At 73.4% G+C, this 19493-nt stretch carries 16 protein-coding genes; 12 read left to right on the forward strand and 4 right to left on the reverse strand.

Features of this window, described 5'->3' with window-relative positions; translation table 11 throughout:
• Window positions 1-48: 48 nt before the first annotated feature.
• Together ACZ619_RS05055 and ACZ619_RS05060 are read left to right on the forward strand one after the other, a co-directional pair.
• The gene (locus ACZ619_RS05055; protein ID WP_469594231.1) at window positions 49-1833 is read left to right on the forward strand and encodes a phosphatidylglycerol lysyltransferase domain-containing protein; all 1785 of its coding nucleotides are present in this window, start codon (window positions 49-51) and stop codon (window positions 1831-1833) included.
• A 10-nt stretch (window positions 1834-1843) separates the two neighbouring features.
• Window positions 1844-2611: a hypothetical protein gene (locus ACZ619_RS05060; RefSeq protein WP_469594233.1), complete on the forward strand. Its 768-nt coding sequence runs from the start codon at window positions 1844-1846 to the stop codon at window positions 2609-2611.
• Here ACZ619_RS05060 and ACZ619_RS05065 read toward each other — a convergent pair.
• On the reverse strand, window positions 2506-3273 hold the full coding sequence (locus tag ACZ619_RS05065) for a hypothetical protein (RefSeq protein ID WP_469594235.1): 768 nt from the start codon (window positions 3271-3273) through the stop codon (window positions 2506-2508). The genes ACZ619_RS05060 and ACZ619_RS05065 overlap by 106 nt on opposite strands.
• Before the next feature lie 82 nt (window positions 3274-3355).
• Here ACZ619_RS05065 and ACZ619_RS05070 point away from each other — a divergent pair, with 82 nt between their 5' ends.
• The 8 genes from ACZ619_RS05070 to ACZ619_RS05105 all read left to right on the forward strand — a co-directional run bounded on the left by ACZ619_RS05070 (window position 3356) and on the right by ACZ619_RS05105 (window position 15371).
• A complete protein-coding gene (locus ACZ619_RS05070; RefSeq protein ID WP_469594237.1) occupies window positions 3356-4138 on the forward strand; it encodes an adenosylcobinamide-GDP ribazoletransferase in 783 nt (260 codons plus the stop codon).
• A gap of 297 nt (window positions 4139-4435) precedes the next feature.
• Window positions 4436-5971: a leucyl aminopeptidase gene (locus ACZ619_RS05075; protein ID WP_469594239.1), complete on the forward strand. Its 1536-nt coding sequence runs from the start codon at window positions 4436-4438 to the stop codon at window positions 5969-5971.
• Window positions 5972-6304: 333 nt separating this feature from the next.
• A complete protein-coding gene (lpdA, locus tag ACZ619_RS05080; protein ID WP_469594241.1) occupies window positions 6305-7693 on the forward strand; it encodes a dihydrolipoyl dehydrogenase in 1389 nt (462 codons plus the stop codon).
• 60 nt (window positions 7694-7753) lie between these two features.
• A complete protein-coding gene (gene sucB / locus ACZ619_RS05085; RefSeq protein WP_469594243.1) occupies window positions 7754-9562 on the forward strand; it encodes a 2-oxoglutarate dehydrogenase, E2 component, dihydrolipoamide succinyltransferase in 1809 nt (602 codons plus the stop codon).
• A gap of 470 nt (window positions 9563-10032) precedes the next feature.
• Complete coding sequence (locus ACZ619_RS05090) at window positions 10033-10656, forward strand: GntR family transcriptional regulator (RefSeq protein ID WP_469594245.1); 624 nt, start codon at window positions 10033-10035, stop codon at window positions 10654-10656.
• A gap of 312 nt (window positions 10657-10968) precedes the next feature.
• Entirely contained in the window at window positions 10969-13671 is a 2703-nt protein-coding gene (gene aceE / locus ACZ619_RS05095; protein ID WP_469594248.1) for a pyruvate dehydrogenase (acetyl-transferring), homodimeric type, read from the forward strand.
• A 135-nt stretch (window positions 13672-13806) separates the two neighbouring features.
• Window positions 13807-14796: a helix-turn-helix transcriptional regulator gene (locus ACZ619_RS05100; RefSeq protein WP_469594250.1), complete on the forward strand. Its 990-nt coding sequence runs from the start codon at window positions 13807-13809 to the stop codon at window positions 14794-14796.
• Window positions 14797-14852: 56 nt separating this feature from the next.
• On the forward strand, window positions 14853-15371 hold the full coding sequence (locus tag ACZ619_RS05105; RefSeq protein ID WP_469594515.1) for a DUF4240 domain-containing protein: 519 nt from the start codon (window positions 14853-14855) through the stop codon (window positions 15369-15371).
• A 21-nt stretch (window positions 15372-15392) separates the two neighbouring features.
• Here ACZ619_RS05105 and ACZ619_RS05110 read toward each other — a convergent pair whose 3' ends face one another.
• Window positions 15393-15632, reverse strand: coding sequence for a hypothetical protein (locus tag ACZ619_RS05110; RefSeq protein ID WP_469594253.1), 240 nt, complete (start codon window positions 15630-15632; stop codon window positions 15393-15395).
• 72 nt (window positions 15633-15704) lie between these two features.
• Entirely contained in the window at window positions 15705-16628 is a 924-nt protein-coding gene (locus ACZ619_RS05115) for a peptidoglycan recognition protein family protein (RefSeq protein WP_469594256.1), read from the reverse strand.
• Window positions 16629-16817: 189 nt separating this feature from the next.
• On the opposite strand from ACZ619_RS05115, the gene ACZ619_RS05120 reads away from it, so the two are divergent.
• Entirely contained in the window at window positions 16818-18002 is a 1185-nt protein-coding gene (locus ACZ619_RS05120) for a MarP family serine protease (RefSeq protein WP_469594258.1), read from the forward strand.
• 3 nt (window positions 18003-18005) lie between these two features.
• Here ACZ619_RS05120 and ACZ619_RS05125 read toward each other — a convergent pair whose 3' ends face one another.
• Window positions 18006-18494: a GNAT family N-acetyltransferase gene (locus ACZ619_RS05125; protein WP_469594260.1), complete on the reverse strand. Its 489-nt coding sequence runs from the start codon at window positions 18492-18494 to the stop codon at window positions 18006-18008.
• A 74-nt stretch (window positions 18495-18568) separates the two neighbouring features.
• On the opposite strand from ACZ619_RS05125, the gene ACZ619_RS05130 reads away from it, so the two are divergent.
• The gene (locus ACZ619_RS05130; protein WP_469594262.1) at window positions 18569-19462 is read left to right on the forward strand and encodes a TIGR01777 family oxidoreductase; all 894 of its coding nucleotides are present in this window, start codon (window positions 18569-18571) and stop codon (window positions 19460-19462) included.
• Window positions 19463-19493 lie beyond the last annotated feature (31 nt).

The raw sequence follows: 19493 nt of genomic DNA on the forward strand, positions 1-19493 counted from the left end.
GCATGGGTGACGGGGTCAGCCGGGTTGGCGGACCTATGATCCGTCTCCATGGGAGATGCCCGAATTGCCGTTGAGCAGTGCGACGAACGTGAGCGGGGGCGGCGGGGTGCCGGGGTTTCCCAGCGGGCCGCCGCCTTCGCCGTGTGGTACCTGCGCGGTGTCGCCTTCGTCAATTTCCTCAGCGCGGTGTGGGTGTCGTTGGGGCAGGACGTACGGCGGCACAACCAGGAGAACTTCTTCACGCCGTACCTGCTGACGGCCGGCTTCGCCTCCGGTGTGTTCACCGCGTTCCTCGCCATCACCATGCGGCGCCGCAAGCGGGCCGCGTGGATCCTCAACCTGGTGCTGAGCGGGTCGTTCCTCGCGCTGTTCGCGTTCGCCATGGCGTTCCCGGAGATCCGGCGGTATCCGCAGAACTGGATCTCGATCGTGCTGACGGCCGCCTTCGTGGTGGCCCTGCTCGTCGGCCGCCAGGAGTTCTACGCGAAGGGCGACCGGTCCAATCCGCGGCTCGCCGCCACCGTCGCCGTCGGCGGCGGCCTGGCCGCCTCGCTGCTCGCCGCGCTCCTGGTCACCGTCACCAACCAGGCGCCGAACGCGGCGCGTTCGACGTTCCCGGAGCGCTGGCACTACGGCACCCTGCGGCTGGTGTCGGTCGCCGCCGACGCGTCCCGGTTCCCGTACATCGCACCGCCCAACTGGGTGAACGTCGTCGTCAACGTGCTCAGCACGCTCCTCGTGCTCACCGTCCTGTACGCCGCCTTCCGCTCCCGGCGGGCGGTCGACCCGATCACCGACGACGACGAGAAGCTGCTGCGGGCGCTGCTGGAGCGGCACGGCGAGCGGGACTCCCTCGGGTACTTCGCGCTGCGGCGGGAGAAGAGCGTGGTGTGGTCGCCCACCGGGAAGGCGGCGGTCGCCTACCGGGTGGTGGGCGGGGTGTCGCTCGCCTCCGGGGATCCGATCGGGGACCCGGAGGCCTGGCCGGGGGCGATCGTGCCGTGGCTGGCCGAGGCGCGGGCGCACGGCTGGATCCCGGCGGTGATGGGGGCCGGCGAGGAGGCCGGGACCGTGTACGCGCGGCACGGGCTGGACGCGCTGGAACTCGGGGACGAGGCGATCGTCGAGGTCGCCGAGTTCACGCTGGAGGGACGGGCGATGCGCACCGTCCGGCAGGCCTGCAACCGTGTGCGGAGGGCGGGTTACACGGTGCGGGTCCGCCGGCACGAGGACATCCCGGCGGACGAGATGGCGTACCTGGTCCGGCGCGCCGACGACTGGCGGGACGGTGCCACCGAGCGCGGGTTCAGCATGGCGCTGGGGCGGCTCGGCGACGGCCGGGACGGACGGTGCGTGATGCTGGAGTGCTCGGACGCGGCGGGTGAGCTGCGGGCGCTGCTGTCCTTCGTGCCGTGGGGGCCGGGCGGGCTCTCCCTGGACCTGATGCGGCGTGACCGGGACTCCGACAACGGGCTGATGGAGTTCATGGTCATCGAACTGCTCCAGCGGGCCGGGGAGATCGGGATCACGCAGGTCTCGCTCAACTTCGCGATGTTCCGGTCGGTCTTCGAACGCGGCGCGCGGCTGGGCGCGGGGCCGGTGCTGCGGCTGTGGAGGTCCCTGCTGAGCTTCTTCTCCCGGTGGTGGCAGATCGAGTCCCTGTACCGGGCCAACGCCAAGTACCGGCCCATCTGGGAACCCCGGTTCCTGCTCTTCGAGAAGAGCGCCGACCTGCCGCGCATCGGTCTCGCGTCGGCGAGCGCGGAGGGGTTCCTGGAGGTGCCGGGGCTCCCGAAGTGGGTGAACCGCCGGCACCTGGACACACGCGGATGAGGACCGCCGGATGACGCCGCTCGCGCGCTGGGCCCGCGCCGAGTGGGGGCTGCTGTACGCCGCCGTGCGCGGTCCGCTGGCCGAGCGGCGGCTGCGGGCGGTGCCGATGGCGACCGGGGCGGTGTGCCTGACCGCGCTGCTCCAGTTCGTCCAGAACCGGCCCTGGGGTTACCAGTTCGTGCAGGAGGTCGGGGCGGTCCGGGCCGCGGACCCGCTCGGGCCGGCCCTGCTGCGCACTCCCCTGTCGCTGTTCGTGCCGGCGCTTGACCTGCCGGTGTGGGGCGCGCTGGTGCAGATCCTGGTGGTGTTCGGCCTCGCCGAGGTGTGCCTGGGCTGGTGGCGGACCCTGGCCGTCGCGTACGCGGCGACGCTCGCCGGGACGCTCTACGCCCGGCTCGGGATCTGGCTCGGCCCGCACGGCCCGCTGGGCCTGGCGGTCTCCGACTCCCGGGTGGTGGACACCGGCCCGTCGGCGGCCGTGGTCGGCCTGGCGGTCTTCCTCGGCTGGCGTTACGGCGCCTGTGTCACCGCCGGTGCGGTGGCCGCGGCGATGGTGGCCGAGGTCGCGGTGAAGGAGAACCTGGCCGGCAAGGAGCATCTGGCGGCCATCGTGGGCGTGGTGGCGCTGTGCGCGGCGGTGGCGGCGCGGCGGCGGCTGTGGTTCCGCCTCGGTCAGCGGCGGCCGGGCAGCCGGGCCGGTTCGGGCCGGTCGGGCTTGCCGCCGATCCAGTCCTGGAGGGTGCGGCTCAGACGGGACCAGCGGCGGTCGTGGCGGTAGGCGCGCAGTCCGGCCCTGGCCCGGGCGCGCGGCCGGTTGCCGTAGAAGCGGCGGGCCCAGGCGGAGCCGGGGCGGGCCAGGCGGACCGCGCCGACGACGGCGACCAGCGGGACGATCACCCCGAAGATGGCGGTGCGGGCCTTGCCCTTGCTCAGGGCGATCAGCGAGAAGACGAAGTTCCCGACGACGTTCGCGATGACGGCGCCCCGGTCCTGGAGTTCGTCCGCCGAGAGGTCGTTGACGCCGAACGGCGAGAACCCGGCGAGCAGCAGCCCCACCAGCGCGGCGGTGATCACCACGACCTCGACGCTCTTGCGGCCCTCCTCGGTCCAGTAGACGTCGTCGAGGTGCAGGAGCAGCGCGAACTCGTCCATGACCAGTCCCGCGCCGACGCCGAAGACGACCGCGGCGAGGGCCGCGCCGACGGCGTGCCGGTCGCTGGCGACCGCGCCGAAGCCGCCGATCACGACGAGGACGACTCCCGGCACGACGTGGTGGATGTGCAGACCGCCCGCCTTCACGTTGCCGAACGGGCCCTTCCCGGCCCGGATGAGGCGGGTGATGACGCGGGTGACCACGAAGGTCAGGACGAAGGCCGTCAGGGCGAGCAACAGGGGGAGTTTTCCCGGCTCGATGATGTTCCGGTACAGCCAATGTCCCATGTGCGCACTTTATCCCCGACCGGAGCCGGGGCACCGGCCTTCCCGGCCGCCCGCCTTCCTGACCACCCGGTAACCTGCGCCGGTGTCCAAAACGCCCTGGCCGGACGGCCTTCGCTTCGCCTTCGGCACCCTCACCGTGTTCCCCGTGAAGGTCACCCGCTGGGACCGTGCGGCGGCTCGCGGCGGCATGCTGTCCGCACCGCTGGCCGGTCTCGCGGTCGGCGTCTGCGCGGGCGCGGCCGGCGCGCTGCTGCTGGCGGCCGGCGCGAGCGCGCTGCCGGCCGCGGTCGCCGCCGCGGCCGTACCGGCCGCGCTCACCCGGGGGTTGCACCTGGACGGGCTCGCCGACACCGCCGACGGGCTGGGCAGCGGCAAGCCCGCCGAGGACGCGCTGCGCATCATGAAGCAGTCGGACATCGGACCGTTCGGGGTCATCACCCTCGTGTTCGTGCTGCTCGCCCAGGTGGCGGCGCTGGCCCAGGCGTACGGGGACTCGTGGCAGCGGGGGATGCTCGCCGCGGTCGTCTCGGCGACGGTGGCCCGGCTGGCGCTCACCCTGGCCGCGGTGGAGGGCGTGCCCGCCGCCCGCCCGGAGGGGCTGGGCGCGGCGGTCGCCGGAGTGGTGCCGAAGGCGGGCGCCTCCGCGGTCACGATCGCGGTGATGGCGGCGGCGGCCGGGGCGGGCGCGCTGCTCGGTTCGGCGGACAGCCTGCGGGCGCTGCTCGCGGTGGTGGTGGCCGAGGCCGCGACCGACGGACTGCTGCGGCACTGCCGGCGCCGCTTCGGCGGGGTGACCGGAGACGTGTTCGGAGCGCTCGCCGAGACCGCCGCGACGGTGGCGCTGGTCGCCCTCTGTCTCGGCTGAACGGCACATCGCCGCACCGCTGTTGACGGGCGGGACCGGAGCCGCCGGAGCCGAGCGCCGAGGCGTCCGCGCCCAGGCCGGCGGGGTGGGAGGTGACGATGACGCCACCCGCAGGTGAACACCCGGAGGAATGAGCCGGAGCGGACACACGCGTAGGCTCGTCCCGGGTGTTCGCCGACTGGGTGACGGCCCCGGTCGCAACGCGCCCCGAGGTCAGTCCTAGGGTCGCTTCCCGGGCCCGGTCGACCCACCCGCTCGGCCACCGCAACTCAACATCGGAAGCGAGATTCCACCACCGTGACTGCTCTCACTCTCAGCACCTCAGCGGCGCCCGGCCTCCGGGCCGACGCGATCGTGATCGGTGTCGCCAAGGGCGCCAAGGGCCCGGTCGTGGCACCGGGCGCCGAGGCCGTGGACAAGGCCTACGACGGCAAGCTCGCCGACGTCCTGGAGACCCTCGGTGCCTCGGGTGCCGAGGGCGAACTGACGAAGCTGCCCGCGCCCGCGGGCTTCAAGGCCCCGCTGGTCATCGCGGTCGGCCTGGGCGCAGAGCCCGAGGACGGCGACTTCGCCGCCGAGACGCTGCGCAAGGCGGCCGGTGTCGCCGCCCGCGCGCTGAACGGGGCGAGGAAGGCGGCCTTCGCGCTGCCCGTCGAGGACGCGGCCGCCGTCGGCGCGATCGGCGAGGGCGTGCTGCTCGGCGCGTACGTCTTCGACACGTACAAGGACCAGGCCCGCCCGTCGGCGCCGGCCGCCAGGGCGAAGAACGGCAAGGCGCCGCTCGCCGAGGCCGCGCTGCTCGGCGGCAAGCCGCGGGACGCGGCCCACAAGGCGGCCGTGGCCCGCGCCACCGCCGTCGCCGAGGAGCTCAACCGCGCCCGTGACCTGGTCAACACCCCGCCGAACGACCTGACGCCGGCCATCTTCGCGAGCATCGCGCAGACCGCGGCCAAGGAACACGGCATCAAGATCCAGGTGCTCGACGACAAGGCGCTCACCAAGGGCGGCTACGGCGGCATCCTCGGCGTCGGCGGCGGCTCCGCGGCGACCCCGCGCCTGGTGAAGCTGTCGTACACCCACGCCGAGGCCGAGAAGCACCTCGCCTACGTCGGCAAGGGCATCACCTACGACTCCGGCGGTATCTCGCTGAAGCCGGCCGGCCACAACGAGACGATGAAGTGCGACATGAGCGGGGCGGCGGCGGTCTTCGCGGCCGTCGTCTCGGCGGCCCGGCTGGGCCTGCGGGTCAACGTGACCGGCTGGCTGGCGCTGGCCGAGAACATGCCGTCCGGGTCCGCGGTGCGGCCGGGTGACGTGCTGCGCATGTACAGCGGCAAGACGGTCGAGGTCCTCAACACGGACGCGGAGGGCCGGCTGGTGCTCGCCGACGCGCTGTGGGCGGCGTCGGCGGAGAAGCCGGACGCGATCATCGACGTGGCGACGCTGACCGGCGCGATGATGCTGGCGCTGGGCAGCCGGACGTTCGGCGTCATGGCGAACGACGACGCGTTCCGCTCCGCGGTGCACGAGGCCGCGGAGGAGGTCGGCGAGCCGGCGTGGCCGATGCCGCTGCCGGAGCACCTGCGCAAGGGCATGGACTCGTCCACGGCCGACATCGCGAACATGGGCGAGCGGATGGGCGGCGGGCTGGTCGCCGGACTGTTCCTGCGCGAGTTCGTGGGCGAGGGGATCACCTGGGCGCACCTCGACATCGCGGGGCCGGCGTTCAACGAGGGCGGCCCGTTCGGGTACACGCCGAAGGGCGGGACCGGGTCGGCGGTGCGCACGCTGGTGCGGCTCGCGGAGCAGACCGCGGCCGGTGACCTCGGCTGACGTCGGGTTTTGCGGACGGGACCCCGCACGCGGGTAGGGCGGGGTCCCGTCGCCCCTGGACCCGGCCCGTTCCGTCGCCGGGCGGCCGCGGGCCGCGGGGGTCGCTCGCGCGGTTCCCCGCGCCCCTTGCGGGGCGCTGTCCCCACGGCGTCATCAAGTGAGCGTGTGGTGTCTCACACCCCGGCCCGGCGTCTCGTTCACCTCCGACAAGTGCGAAGATGGGGCTCGGCAGGACAGGGCCCCCACCACAGGGCCGAAGAAGAGCGGCCGGACACCAGCCGCCGCGCGGTCACCGTTGACCGGCGTACGGCGCACATGCATGGAGGACGTGACGTGGCGAACGACGCCAGCACCGTTTTCGACCTAGTGATCCTCGGCGGTGGTAGCGGTGGTTACGCCGCGGCCCTGCGCGGGGCTCAGCTGGGCCTGGACGTCGCCCTGATCGAGAAGGACAAGGTCGGCGGTACCTGCCTGCACCGGGGTTGCATCCCCACCAAGGCCCTGCTGCACGCGGGCGAGATCGCCGACCAGGCCCGCGAGAGCGAGCAGTTCGGTGTCAAGGCCACCTTCGAGGGCATCGACATCGCCGGGGTCCACAAGTACAAGGACGGCGTGATCTCCGGCCTGTACAAGGGCCTCCAGGGTCTCGTCGCCTCCCGCAAGGTGACGTACATCGAGGGTGAGGGCCGTCTCTCCTCCCCCACCTCCGTCGACGTGAACGGGCAGCGCGTCCAGGGCCGCCACGTGCTCCTCGCGACCGGCTCCGTGCCGAAGTCGCTGCCGGGCCTGGAGATCGACGGCAACCGGATCATCTCCTCCGACCACGCCCTCGTCCTGGACCGCGTGCCCAAGTCCGCGATCATCCTGGGCGGCGGCGTGATCGGCGTCGAGTTCGCCTCCGCCTGGAAGTCCTTCGGTGCCGACGTCACCGTCGTCGAGGGCCTCAAGCACCTGGTCCCGGTCGAGGACGAGAACTCCTCCAAGCTTCTTGAGCGCGCCTTCCGCAAGCGCGGCATCAAGTTCAACCTGGGCACCTTCTTCTCGAAGGCCGAGTACACCGCCGACGGCGTCAAGGTCACCCTGGCCGACGGCAAGGAGTTCGAGGCCGAGGTCCTGCTGGTCGCGGTGGGCCGCGGGCCCGTCTCCGCCGGTCTCGGCTACGAGGAGCAGGGCATCGCGACGGACCGCGGCTACGTCCTGGTCGACGAGTACATGCGGACGAACGTCCCGACCGTCTCCGCCGTCGGCGACCTGGTCCCGACGCTCCAGCTCGCGCACGTCGGCTTCGCCGAGGGCATCCTGGTGGCGGAGCGCCTGGCCGGCCTGAAGACCGTCCCGATCGACTACGACGGCGTGCCGCGGGTGACGTACTGCCACCCCGAGGTCGCCTCCGTCGGCATCACCGAGGCCAAGGCCAAGGAGATCTACGGCGCGGACAAGGTCGTCGCTCTGAAGTACAACCTGGCGGGCAACGGCAAGAGCAAGATCCTCAACACCTCGGGCGAGATCAAGCTCGTCCAGGTGAAGGACGGTGCCGTGGTCGGCGTCCACATGGTCGGCGACCGCATGGGCGAGCAGGTCGGCGAGGCCCAGCTGATCTACAACTGGGAGGCCCTGCCGGCCGAGGTCGCCCAGCTCATCCACGCCCACCCGACGCAGAACGAGGCGCTCGGCGAGGCGCACCTTGCCCTGGCCGGCAAGCCGCTGCACTCGCACGACTGACCCTCGGTCGAAGCAAGCGACGACTCAGACTTCCGCAATTCGTAAGGAGCAACCGAAACCATGGCGGTTTCCGTAACCCTTCCGGCGCTCGGCGAGAGCGTCACCGAGGGCACTGTCACCCGCTGGCTGAAGGCCGAGGGCGAGCGCGTCGAGGCCGACGAGCCGCTGCTCGAGGTGTCGACCGACAAGGTCGACACCGAGATCCCGGCCCCCGCCGCGGGCATCCTGGCCTCGATCAAGGTCGCCGAGGACGAGACGGTCGAGGTCGGCGCCGAGCTGGCCATCATCGACGACGGCACCGGTGCCCCGGCCGCCGCTCCGGCCCCGGCCGCCGAGCCCGTCGCCGCCCCGGCCCCCGCGCCGGTCGCCGAGGCCCCGGCCGCCCCCGCCCCCGCCGAGCCCGTCGCCGCCCCCGCCGCTCCGGCCGGCGGCGCGTCCGGCACGGACGTGGTCCTGCCCGCGCTCGGCGAGTCCGTCACCGAGGGCACCGTCACCCGCTGGCTGAAGCAGGTCGGCGAGGAGGTCGCGGAGGACGAGCCCCTCCTGGAGGTCTCCACCGACAAGGTCGACACCGAGATCCCGGCGCCGGTCGCCGGTGTCCTGCTGGAGATCGTCGTCGGCGAGGACGAGACCGCCGAGGTCGGCGCCAAGCTCGCCGTCATCGGCGCCCCGGGTGCCGCTCCGGCCCCCGCCCCCGCCGCCCCGGCCCCGGCGCCCGCCGCCGCTCCGGCCCCCGCCGCCCCGGCGGCTCCGGCCCCCGCGCCCGCCGCTCCGGCTCCGGCCGCCCCGGCGCCCGCCCCTGCCGCTCCGGCCCCGGTCGCCGGAGCCGCCGGGGCACCGGTCGCCACCCCGGCACCGGTCGCCACCCCGGCACCGGTCGCCACCCCCGCCCCCGTCACCCCGGCTCCGGCTCCGGCCGCCGCGGTCGACGAGGGTGCCTACGTGACCCCGCTGGTCCGCAAGCTCGCCGCCGAGAACGGCGTCGACCTGGGCGCCGTCAAGGGCACCGGTGTCGGCGGCCGTATCCGCAAGCAGGACGTGCTCGCCGCCGCCGCGGCCGCGAAGGCCGCCGCCGCGGCTCCGGCCCCCGTGGCCGCCGCTCCGGCCGCCGCCACTGCCAGGAAGACCCCGGCGCTGGAGGTCTCCCCCCTCCGCGGCCAGACCGTCAAGATGCCCCGCATCCGCAAGGTCATCGGCGACAACATGGTCAAGGCGCTGCACGAGCAGGCGCAGCTGTCCTCGGTCGTCGAGGTCGACGTGACCCGCCTGATGCGTCTGCGCGCCCAGGCCAAGGACTCCTTCGCCGCGCGCGAGGGCGTCAAGCTCTCCCCGATGCCGTTCTTCGTGAAGGCGGCGGCCCAGGCGCTGAAGGCCCACCCGGCCATCAACGCCCGGATCAACGTCGAAGAGGGCACGATCACCTACTTCGACACCGAGAGCGTCGGTATCGCGGTGGACTCGGAGAAGGGCCTGATGACCCCGGTCATCAAGCACGCGGGCGACCTCAACATCGCCGGCATCGCGAAGGCCACGGCCGACCTGGCCGGCAAGGTCCGCGCCAACAAGATCACCCCGGACGAGCTGTCCGGCGCGACCTTCACCATCTCCAACACCGGCTCGCGCGGCGCGCTGTTCGACACGATCATCGTGCCGCCGAACCAGGTCGCGATCCTCGGCATCGGTGCCACGGTCAAGCGTCCGGCCGTCATCGAGACGGAGGAGGGCACGGTCATCGGCGTCCGCGACATGACGTACCTGACCCTCTCCTACGACCACCGCCTGGTGGACGGCGCCGACGCGGCCCGTTACCTGACGGCCGTCAAGGCGATCCTGGAGGCGGGCGAGTTCGAGGTCGAGCTCGGCCTCTGACCCCCGCACGCCCTTCCACGGTGCCCCGTCCGGACCCCTTCCGGACGGGGCACCGTCGTCTTCCCCGCACGCCCCACCACGCCGGCCACCACCATGCCCCGCCCGCACGCCCCACCACGCCGGCCACCACCGTGCCCCGCCCGCACGCCGCACACGGTCGCCCCCTCCACCGGCACCCGACCGTCCCGCCGGCACCCGACCGTCCCGCCGCCCCACGCGTCTCCGCAGGCCCCCGCCCCGTACGTCCCCGCGGGCCCGCACGTCACGGTGGCGCCCGGCCGGCCGCCTCTCCCCCGATGCCCGTCCCCCGCCGGGCGGCGGCACACCCCGACGCACCGCGGTTTGCGGATCGCGTCGGGGCGGGGAGCGTGTAAGTCTCGTCTCACCTGCGCGAAAGCGCCCCCGTGCGCCGCTCCCGGAAGGCTGTCCGGCCTTATTGTCTAAACGTCAAACGCCCTTAAGGAGCTCTCATGACCGCGCCCGTCGTCCACTCGCTGCGCGAACAGATCCGCGAGCACATCGTGGAGGGGATCGTCAGCGGGCGCTGGCAGCCGGGCGAGCGGATCGTGGAGCGGCGGATCGCGACGGAGCTGGAGGTCAGCCAGACGCCGGTGCGGGAGGCGCTGCGCGAGCTGGAGTCGCTGCGGCTGATCGAGTCCGCGCCGAACAAGGGCGTGCGGGTGCGGAACCTGACCGCGGCCGACCTGGAGGAGAGCTACCCGGTGCGGGCCGGCCTGGAGGCGATCGCCGCGGAGCTGGCGGCGGAGCGCCTCGCGCAGGACTGCTCGGCGCTGGAACCGCACGTCGCCGCGCTCTACGAGGCCGACCGGAACGCCGACGGCACGGCCCAGGTCCGGCACACGGTCGGTTTCCACCGCGAGCTGGTCCGGGCGGCCGGCAACTCGGTCCTGCTCCACACCTGGGAGGGCCTGGGCATCGAGGTCTTCACGGCCCTGTCCATCCGCTGGCTGGGCACGGTCCAGCAGTCCTACGCCGAGGAGCACCAGGAGCTCGTCGCCGCCTTCCAGCGCCGCGACCCGCGCATCGCGGAGATCGTCAAGGCCCATGTGCTGGGCTGCGCCCCGCGGGCCTGAAGCCTCGGCCCGCCCCTCCCACACCCCCGCCCTCACCCCCACCCACCCGAGCGCACCCCCGCTCACACACCGTCCCACCTGCGGAAATCTCCCCCCTGAGCGTCACCCGGTGCCACCGCCGAAGGCACCCCGTGCCGACTTTCTCGGAATCGAGAGGTTTTGCCCTTCAACCCTTTGATCGATCATCGATCAGGGAGCTAGAGTCGCCGACGGGCTCACACCCGGGCCCTCCGCCCTGTCCTGCCAAAGACCAAGGGCACACCCGAACCCTTACCGATGAGGGAACCCCCTTCGACTGAGGAAGGCGGCGACATGACCGACCCCAACGCCATTCAGCCGAGCGCGCTCGACCAGCTCCCGGACCGCGACCCTGAGGAGACCGCCGAATGGCGGGCCTCACTGGACGCCGTGGCCAGGGAGGCCGGGCCGCACCGCGCCGCGTACCTGATGCGGCGCACGCTGGAGGGCGCCGAGGCGGGCGGCATCGCGCTGCCGAAGCTGCTGGAGACGGACTACCTCAACACCATCCCCACCGCCGCCGAGGCCCCCGTGCCCGGCGACGAGGCGATCGAGCGCCGTATCACCGCGTGGAACCGGTGGAACGCGGCCGCGATGGTCACCCGGGGCAGCAAGCACGGCGTCGGCGGCCACATCGCCACCTTCGCCTCCGCCGCCTGGCTGTACGAGACCGGCTTCAACCACTTCTTCAAGGGGAAGGAGGGGGACGGCTCCGGTGACCAGCTGTACATCCAGGGCCACGCCTCCCCGGGCATCTACGCCCGCGCCTTCCTCGACGGCCGGCTGTCCGAGGCGCACCTCGACAACTTCCGCCAGGAGGCCGGCGGCAACGGCCTCCCGTCGTACCCGCACCCCCGCCGCCTGCCCTGGCTGTGGGAGTTCCCGACGGTGAGCATGGGCCTCGGCCCGCTCTCGGCCATCTACCAGGCCCGCTTCAACCGCTACCTGACGGCCCGCGGCATCAAGGACGTCTCGCAGTCGCACGTCTGGGCGTTCCTCGGCGACGGCGAGATGGACGAGCCGGAGTCCACGGCCGCCCTCGCACTCGCCTCCCGTGAGGGTCTCGACAACCTCACCTTCGTCATCAACTGCAACCTGCAGCGCCTCGACGGCCCGGTGCGCGCGAACTTCAAGATCGTGCAGGAGCTGGAGGCCCAGTTCCGCGGCGCCGGCTGGAACGTCGTCAAGTCGCTGTGGGGCACCGCCTGGGACGAGCTGTTCGCGCTCGACACCACCGGTGCGCTGGTACGGCGGCTGCGCGAGGTACCGGACGCGCAGGTGCAGACGTACCAGACCCGCGACGCCGCCTACATCCGCGCCGACTTCTTCGGCAAGGACCCGGCGCTCGCCGAGATCGCGAAGCTGCTGAGCGACGACAAGATCCTGGAGTGCTTCCACCTCTCGCGCGGCGGTCACGAGGCGCGCAAGGTGTACGCCGCGTACAAGGCCGCCGTCGAGCACAAGGGCGCGCCGACCGTGATCCTGGCCCAGACGGTCAAGGGCTTCACCCTCGGCGAGGGCTTCGCGTCGAAGAACGCCAACCACCAGATGAAGAAGCTGACGGTGGACGAGTTCAAGGTGATGCGGGACCTGCTGGAGCTGCCGATCCCGGACAGCGCCTTCGTCGACGGCAAGGTGCCCTACGGCCACCCCGGCGCCGACTCCCCCGAGGTCCGCTACCTCCAGGAGCGGCGCGCCGCCCTCGGCGGTCCGGCCCCGGCCCGCCGTACGCACGCCCTCGCGCCGCTGCCCGCCCCCGCCGACAAGGCGTTCGCCGCGTTCGACAAGGGCTCCGGCTCGCAGAACGTGGCGACCACCATGGCCTTCGTCCGGCTCGTCAAGGACCTGGTCCGCGACAAGGAGACCGGGAAGCGCTGGGTGCCGATCGTCCCCGACGAGGCGCGCACCTTCGGCATGGAGAGCCTGTTCCCGTCGCTGGGCATCTACTCGCCCAAGGGCCAGACGTACGAGCCGGTCGACCGCGACCAGCTGATGTACTACAAGGAGGCCAAGAACGGCCAGATCCTCAACGAGGGGATCACCGAGGCCGGTTCGATGGCCGACTTCATCGCCGCGTCCACCGCGTACGCGACGCACGGCGAGGCGATGATCCCGTTCTACATCTTCTACTCGATGTTCGGCTGGCAGCGGACCGCCGACCAGATGTGGCAGCTCGGCGACCAGCTCGGCCGCGGCTTCCTCGTCGGCGCGACGGCCGGCCGTACGACGCTGACCGGCGAGGGCCTCCAGCACGCCGACGGCCACTCCCCGGTGATCGCCGCGACCAACCCGGCGGCGCTGACGTACGACCCGGCGTTCGCCTACGAGGTGGCGGCGATCGTCAAGGACGGTCTGCGCCGGATGTACGGCGAGGCGGCACCGGGCGAGGACTCCAACGTCTTCTACTACCTGACCGTCTACAACGAGCCGATGCCGCAGCCCGCCAAGCCGGCCGGCCTCGGCATCGACGAGGGCATCGTCAAGGGCCTGTACCGCTTCAACACGGCGGAGTCCGCGGGCGTGACCGTCCCGGCCAACGCCCCGCGCATCCAGCTCCTCGGCTCCGGTACGGCGATCCACTGGACGCTGGCGGCGCAGCGGCTGCTCGCCGAGGAGTGGGGCGTGGCGGCCGACGTCTGGTCGGCGACGTCCTGGACGGAGCTGCGCCGGGACGCGCTGGAGGCCGACGCGGCCCTGCTGCGCGGCGAGGAGCGGGTGCCGTTCGTCCGCCAGGCGCTGCAGGGCGCCGAGGGCCCGGTGCTGGCCGTGTCCGACTACATGCGCCAGGTCCCGGACCAGATCGCGCAGTGGGTGGAGCAGGACTGGTCCTCGCTGGGCGCGGACGGCTTCGGCCTCTCCGACACCCGCGAGGCGGCCCGCCGCTACTTCGGCGTCGACGCCGAGTCGATCGTCGTCGCGGCCCTGGCCCAGCTGGCCCGCCGCGGCGAGATCAAGGCGACCGCGGTGAAGGAGGCCCGGGAGAAGTACGGGCTGTAGGAACGTCTGCGCGGCGGGCGGGAGGGCGGTTGCGCCTTCCCGCCCGCCGCTGTTCCGTTCGAGCCGCCGTCCCGCCGTTCCGCCGTTCCCCGGCCCGGGTCCCCGCCGCCGGTGTGTCCCGGCATCATGAGACGCATGCGTGCCGCGCGGCTCATCAAGATGGTGCTTCTGCTCCAGTCCCGGTCCGTCATGACCGCCGGTGAGCTGGCCGCGGAGCTGGAGGTGTCCGAGCGGACCGTGATGCGGGACGCGCAGGCGCTGTCGGAGGCGGGCGTGCCGGTGTACGCGGACCGGGGGCGGGCCGGCGGGTACCGGCTGGTCGGGGGGTACCGGACGCGGTTGACGGGGCTGGCGCGGAGCGAGGCCGAGGCGCTGTTCCTGAGCGGGGTGCCGGGTGCCCTGCGGGAGATGGGGCTGGAGGACGCCGCCAGTGCCGCCCGGCTGAAGGTGTCCGCCGCGCTGCTGCCCTCCCTGCGGGACGCGTCCCGCACCGCCGCGCAGCGCTTCCATCTCGACGCGCCCGGCTGGTTCACCGAGCCGGGGACCCCCGCCCTGCTGCCCGCCGTCGCCGACGCGGTGTGGGACGACCGGCGGGTGGTCGCGCGCTACCGGCGCGACGACATGGAGGTGCGGCGGGAGCTAGAGCCGTACGGCCTCGTGCTGAAGGCCGGTGTCTGGTACCTGTGCGCGCGGGTCGCGGAGGGCGACTCCTACCGGGTGTACCGGATCGACCGGTTCGCCTCCGTGGAGGCCGGCGAGGAGCGGTTCGCGCGGGACGAGGAGTTCGACCTGCCGGGGTTCTGGGAGCGGCGGGCGGAGCAGTTCGCGCGGTCGATCCTGCGGGCCGAGGCGGTGGTGCGGCTGTCGCCGGCCGGGGTGCGGAGGCTGCCGTACGCCGTCGATCCGGTGGCCGCGCGGCAGGCGGTCGCGGCGGCGGGGACCCCGGACGCGCGGGGGTGGGTGACGGTGACGCTCCCGGTGGAGAGCCTGGAGGTGGCGCACGGCCAGCTGACCGCGCTGGGACCGGAGGCCGAGGTGGTCGCGCCGCCGGAGCTGCGGGCGCGTCTCGCCGCGGACGCGGCCCGGCTGGCGGGTCTGTACACACGGCGGGGTGACGGCGGATAACAATCCGCACCACTCCGCGTGCGGCCCCGCCGCCCAGGCACGATGCTGGACCAGTGATGGACGAGACGGAGTTCTGGGAGCTGGTCGACGCCACGCGCGACGGCGCCGAGGGCGACCCCGAGGACCAGGCCGACCTGCTCGTGGAGCGGCTGCTCCAGCTGGACCCCGACATGGTCCTGGACTTCGCCCGTCACTTCGAGGCCCGCTACAACCGCGCGTACCGCTGGGACCTGTGGGGCGCCGCCTGGGTGCTCCTGGACGGGGCCAGCGACGACGCGTTCGACTTCTTCCGGTGCTGGCTGATCGGCCAGGGCCGGGAGGTCTACGAGGGCGCCGTGCACGACCCGGACTCGCTGGCGGAGCTGCTGGGCGACTTCGACGAGGAGATCGACGGCGACGGCGAGGAGCTGGGGTACGCGGCGGACGAGGCGTACGAGCAGCTCACCGGGACGGTGGCACCGGACCTGGGCATCGCCCCCGCGCCCTCCGAACCCGAGGGCGCCCCGGTCGACCTGGAGAACGAGCGGGCGCTCGCCGAGCGGTTCCCCAGACTCTGGGACCGCTTCAAGGAGTGACGGTCCGCACGGGGGCGCGGACTAGGCAGCCGCGCGCCTGCGGGTGACGTCGGACGGGATGTAGGCCTGCGTCCGCTCGGCCTTGACCGCGTGGTGCATCGGCGCCGCGTTGGCCTGGTCGAGGGCGGACGCGGTGACCGCGGCCGGGCCGAGGACGACCGTCGCGACCGCGCAGACCACGGCCCACGGCCCCCGGGACGACCTGACCCGACCGGCCTTCTCGGTGCTCTCCGCACGGGCTTCGGTACGACTGCTGTTCATGATCCCCACCTCCAGTCGGCTGCTTACGTCCATGACGGTAGGACGCGGGGATCTGAGCAGCCTGCGTGCCGCCTATGGCGTTCCTGTGGACGCCCCGACGGGCGTCCTCGAGGGGGCCGCGGGTGTCCTCGGAGCCACCGGTGTCTTCGACGCGGTCTTCGATGCGGTCCCCGACGGTGCCGCCGCCGTGCCCGTGCCCGTGGCCGCCGGGAGCCTGCCCTGGAGCCGGGCGGCCGCCTCCCTGATGCCGGGGAGGCGGGCGGTGAGGGCGGCGCCGGGGCAGTTGGTCATGTAGCCGTCCCGGTGGCCGGCGACGGCGGGCAGCGCGACGGCGGTGCCCTTCTCGTAGCGGCTGAGGCCGTTGCTGGAGACCAGGCGGGTGCCGGCGCGCGGGTCGACGTCGGCCAGGCCGAGCTTCCAGGCGGCGACCGCGGCGATCGCGTCGGTCATGGCACGCGGCACGGGGATCCCGGCGGTGAAGGTGCCGAGGGCGGCGATGCCGGCGGTGCGGTGGTTGAAGCCCTGGGTGTGGGCGCCGGTGACGGGCCGGTCGGCGCCGCCCGCGCGGCCCTCGTAGATGGTGCCGCAGCGGTCGACGAGGAAGTTGTAGCCGATGTCGTCCCAGTCGCGGTCGCCGGTCTGGCCGGTGTAGAGGCGGCGGATGATCTCGGGGGCCTGGGCGCAGTCGTAGCCGTTGGGCGAGTCGGTGTGGTGCACGAAGACGGCGACGACCTTGTCGTCGTAGCGCGGCGGCGGCTGGCTGCGGCGGACGGTGGCGTCCAGCCAGACCGAGCGCGGCACGATGCGCGGCCGGGGTGCCCGGTAGCGGGTGGCGGGGCTGGCGGGCGCGGGCGCGGCCAGGTGGATCGCGACGGGGCGGTCGACGCCCTGGGCGCACAGCACGAGGGCGACGGCGGCGGCGAGGCCGGGCAGGCAGCCGAGCAGCGCCAGGAGGGTGATCCCGGTGCGCTGTCCCGTTCTGGGGAAGACACGCATGGCACCCACTCTCGGGTCGGCCGGACGGGCCCGCGATGTGTGCTGTGCCACCTGGTGGAACCATCGTCCCGGTCCGGGGCGTTTCAGTGGGTACACGCACGCGTGGCCGGTTCCGGTGGCCCCGCGCGCGTGAACTGATCACTGGACCTGTCCCGGCCGTATTAAGGGCACCGAGAGAAAGGCGGCTCCGTGGACCTGCTCGACCTGGTGCTCGTACTGGTGGTCCTCGTCTACGCGGCGTCCGGCTACCGGCGCGGGCTGGTGGCCGGCTGCGTGTCGCTGGCCGGGTTCGTCGGCGGCGCGGTGGTCGGCGTCTGGGTGCTGCCGTGGGTGATGGAACTGGTCACGCGGGGCACGGCGACGGCGACGGTGGTCGCGGTGCTGACCGTGCTGGTGCCGGCGGTGGTCGGGCACGAGCTGGCGGGGCGGCTGGCCCTGCGGCTCCGCCGCGAGCTGGACCGGGGGCCGCTGAGGGTGGCCGACGGGATCGGCGGTGCGGTCGCCAACTCGGTGGCGGTGCTGATCGTGGCCTGGGTCGCGGCGAGCGTGCTGGCCGCGTCCTCGTCGCCCGTGGTGACCACGGCGATCCGGGACTCGAAGCTGCTCGGCGCGGTGCAGAACACCATGCCGGCCACCACCCCGGCCTGGTTCTCGCGGGCCACCTCCGCGCTCACCGAGGCGGGTTTCCCCCAGGTCTTCAACCCGTTCGAGAACGAGTCGACGGCGCGGGTCGCCAAGCCGACGGGGGACAACGTGACGGCGGCCGCCACCAGCGCGGCCAAGCGCAGCACGGTCAAGATCGAGGGTTCCTCCGGCACCCAGGGCCGCGAGGGCAGCGGGTTCGTGTTCGCGCCGGAGCACGTGATGACCAACGCGCACGTGGTGGCCGGCATCGACAACCCGAGCGTGCGGATCGGCGGGGTCGGTCCGGTGTACGACGCGGAGGTCGTGCTCTTCGACCCGGACCGGGACGTGGCGGTGCTGTACGTGCCGCAGCTGCGGGCGCCGGTGCTGCGGTTCGACACCGGCGCGGCGCGCGGCGACTCGGCGGTGGTGGCCGGTTATCCGCAGGACGGCGACCTGAACCTCCAGGCGGCCACGGTGGCGAACAAGGTGCGGGCCACCGGGCAGAACATCTACAGCGACGCCACCGTGACCCGGGAGATCTACTCGATCCGCTCCACGGTCCGCCCGGGCAACTCCGGCGGCCCGCTGCTGACCACCGGCGGCAAGGTGTACGGCGTGGTGTTCGCCCGCTCCACGTCCGACGGCGAGACGGGGTACGTGCTGACCGCCGACGAGGTGGCCAAGGACGCCGCGCGCGGGGCGGGGGCCACCTCGCCGGTGGACACCGGTGAGCTGATCACGTCCTGACGGTCACAGCTCCCGGCCCATGATCACGTCGTCGACGTACTCGCCCTCCAGCAGGAACTCCCCGGGCAGCACGCCCTCGACGGCGAAGCCCTCCGACTCGTAGAGCCGGCGGGCCGGGGTGTTGTGGCCGAGGACGCCGAGCCGGATCCGGCGGGCGCCGCGGCGCCGGGCCTCCTCCATGACGGCCCGCAGCAGCGCCCGGGCGACGCCGCGGCCGCGGGCCTCCTCGGCGACGGCGAGGCCCTGGACCTGCCGGACGTGCGCGTTGGAGGCGATCTTGTAGGCGAGGCCGAGGCGGACGTATCCGACGATGCGCCGGTCGACCTCGGCGACCAGGGTGTCCTCGGGCGCGTGCCGCTCGCCGAAGAAGCCGTCGTACGGCGGCTGCGGCGCGGGCAGCACCGCGTGCAGGTACGACCAGGTGGCACGGTCGAGGGCGGCGAGCTCCTCGTCGTCGTCGGGCAGGGCGGTGCGTATGTACGGCTCTGGCATGCCGGACACCCTAAGGCGGGCCGCGCCGGGACCCCATCGGGTTTTCCGCCGTCCGTCCGGGCATGCTGGGGCGCATGGAACGTTCTCGTATCGCGGTGGCCGGTGCGTCCGGCCTCATCGGCAGCGCCCTGGTGCGGTCCCTGCGGGCGGACGGGCACGAGGTGGTGCGCCTGGTGCGGCGCGCGGCCCGGGACGCCGGCGAGGTCTGCTGGGACCCCGGCGGGCAGTACGTGGACACGGCCGGGCTGGCCGGCTGCGACGCCGTGGTGAACCTCGCCGGGGCCGGGATCGGCGACCGGCGCTGGACGGACGACTACAAGCGGGAGATCAGGGACAGCAGGGTGCTGGGCACCGCGGCGCTCGCGGAGGCCGTGGCGGCCCTTCCGGAGCCGCCACGGGTGTTCGTGAGCGGCAGCGCGATGGGCTTCTACGGCGACACCGGCGACCGGGCCGTGGACGAGGACGCGCCGCCCGGGGACGGCTTCCTGCCGTCGCTGTGCGTGGAGTGGGAGGAGGCGGCGGCCCCGGCGCAGGAGGCGGGGGTGCGGACGGTGTTCCCGCGCACGGGTCTGGTGGTGGCGCGGGACGGCGGGGCCTGGGGGCGGCTGTTCCCGCTCTTCCGGGCCGGGCTGGGCGGCCGGCTGGGCGACGGCGGCCAGTACTGGTCGTTCATCGCGCTGCACGACGAGGTGGCCGCGATCAGGTTCCTGATCGACACCGAGGGGCTGTCCGGGCCGTTCAACCTGACCGCGCCGCACCCCCTGACGAACCGTGAGATCACGGCGGCGATGGCCCGGGTGCTGCGCCGGCCGGCCCTCTTCCCGGTGCCCTCCCCGGTGCTCCGGACCGTGCTGGGCGAGATGGCCGGTGACGTCCTGGGCAGCCAACGGGTGGTGCCGAAGCGGCTGCTGGAGTCGGGGTTCACGTTCGCGTTCCCGGACATCGAGGACGCGATCCGCGCCGCCTGACAACCGCTGTGACCGCATGCGACCGTCGTGC

The sequence above is a fragment of the Streptomyces sp. NPDC104367 genome (assembly GCF_055583825.1).

Excerpts from the sequence above, each read along its gene's own strand:
- ACZ619_RS05055 (WP_469594231.1), top strand. The coding sequence starts at position 49 with ATGGGAGATGCCCGAATTGCCGTTGAGCAGTGCGACGAACGTGAGCGG.
- ACZ619_RS05060 (WP_469594233.1), top strand. The coding sequence starts at position 1,844 with ATGACGCCGCTCGCGCGCTGGGCCCGCGCCGAGTGGGGGCTGCTGTAC.
- ACZ619_RS05065 (WP_469594235.1), bottom strand. The coding sequence starts at position 3,273 with ATGGGACATTGGCTGTACCGGAACATCATCGAGCCGGGAAAACTCCCC.
- sucB (WP_469594243.1), top strand. The coding sequence starts at position 7,754 with ATGGCGGTTTCCGTAACCCTTCCGGCGCTCGGCGAGAGCGTCACCGAG.
- ACZ619_RS05090 (WP_469594245.1), top strand. The coding sequence starts at position 10,033 with ATGACCGCGCCCGTCGTCCACTCGCTGCGCGAACAGATCCGCGAGCAC.
- aceE (WP_469594248.1), top strand. The coding sequence starts at position 10,969 with ATGACCGACCCCAACGCCATTCAGCCGAGCGCGCTCGACCAGCTCCCG.
- ACZ619_RS05100 (WP_469594250.1), top strand. The coding sequence starts at position 13,807 with ATGCGTGCCGCGCGGCTCATCAAGATGGTGCTTCTGCTCCAGTCCCGG.
- ACZ619_RS05105 (WP_469594515.1), top strand. The coding sequence starts at position 14,853 with ATGGACGAGACGGAGTTCTGGGAGCTGGTCGACGCCACGCGCGACGGC.
- ACZ619_RS05110 (WP_469594253.1), bottom strand. The coding sequence starts at position 15,632 with ATGAACAGCAGTCGTACCGAAGCCCGTGCGGAGAGCACCGAGAAGGCC.
- ACZ619_RS05115 (WP_469594256.1), bottom strand. The coding sequence starts at position 16,628 with ATGCGTGTCTTCCCCAGAACGGGACAGCGCACCGGGATCACCCTCCTG.
- ACZ619_RS05125 (WP_469594260.1), bottom strand. The coding sequence starts at position 18,494 with ATGCCAGAGCCGTACATACGCACCGCCCTGCCCGACGACGACGAGGAG.
- ACZ619_RS05130 (WP_469594262.1), top strand. The coding sequence starts at position 18,569 with ATGGAACGTTCTCGTATCGCGGTGGCCGGTGCGTCCGGCCTCATCGGC.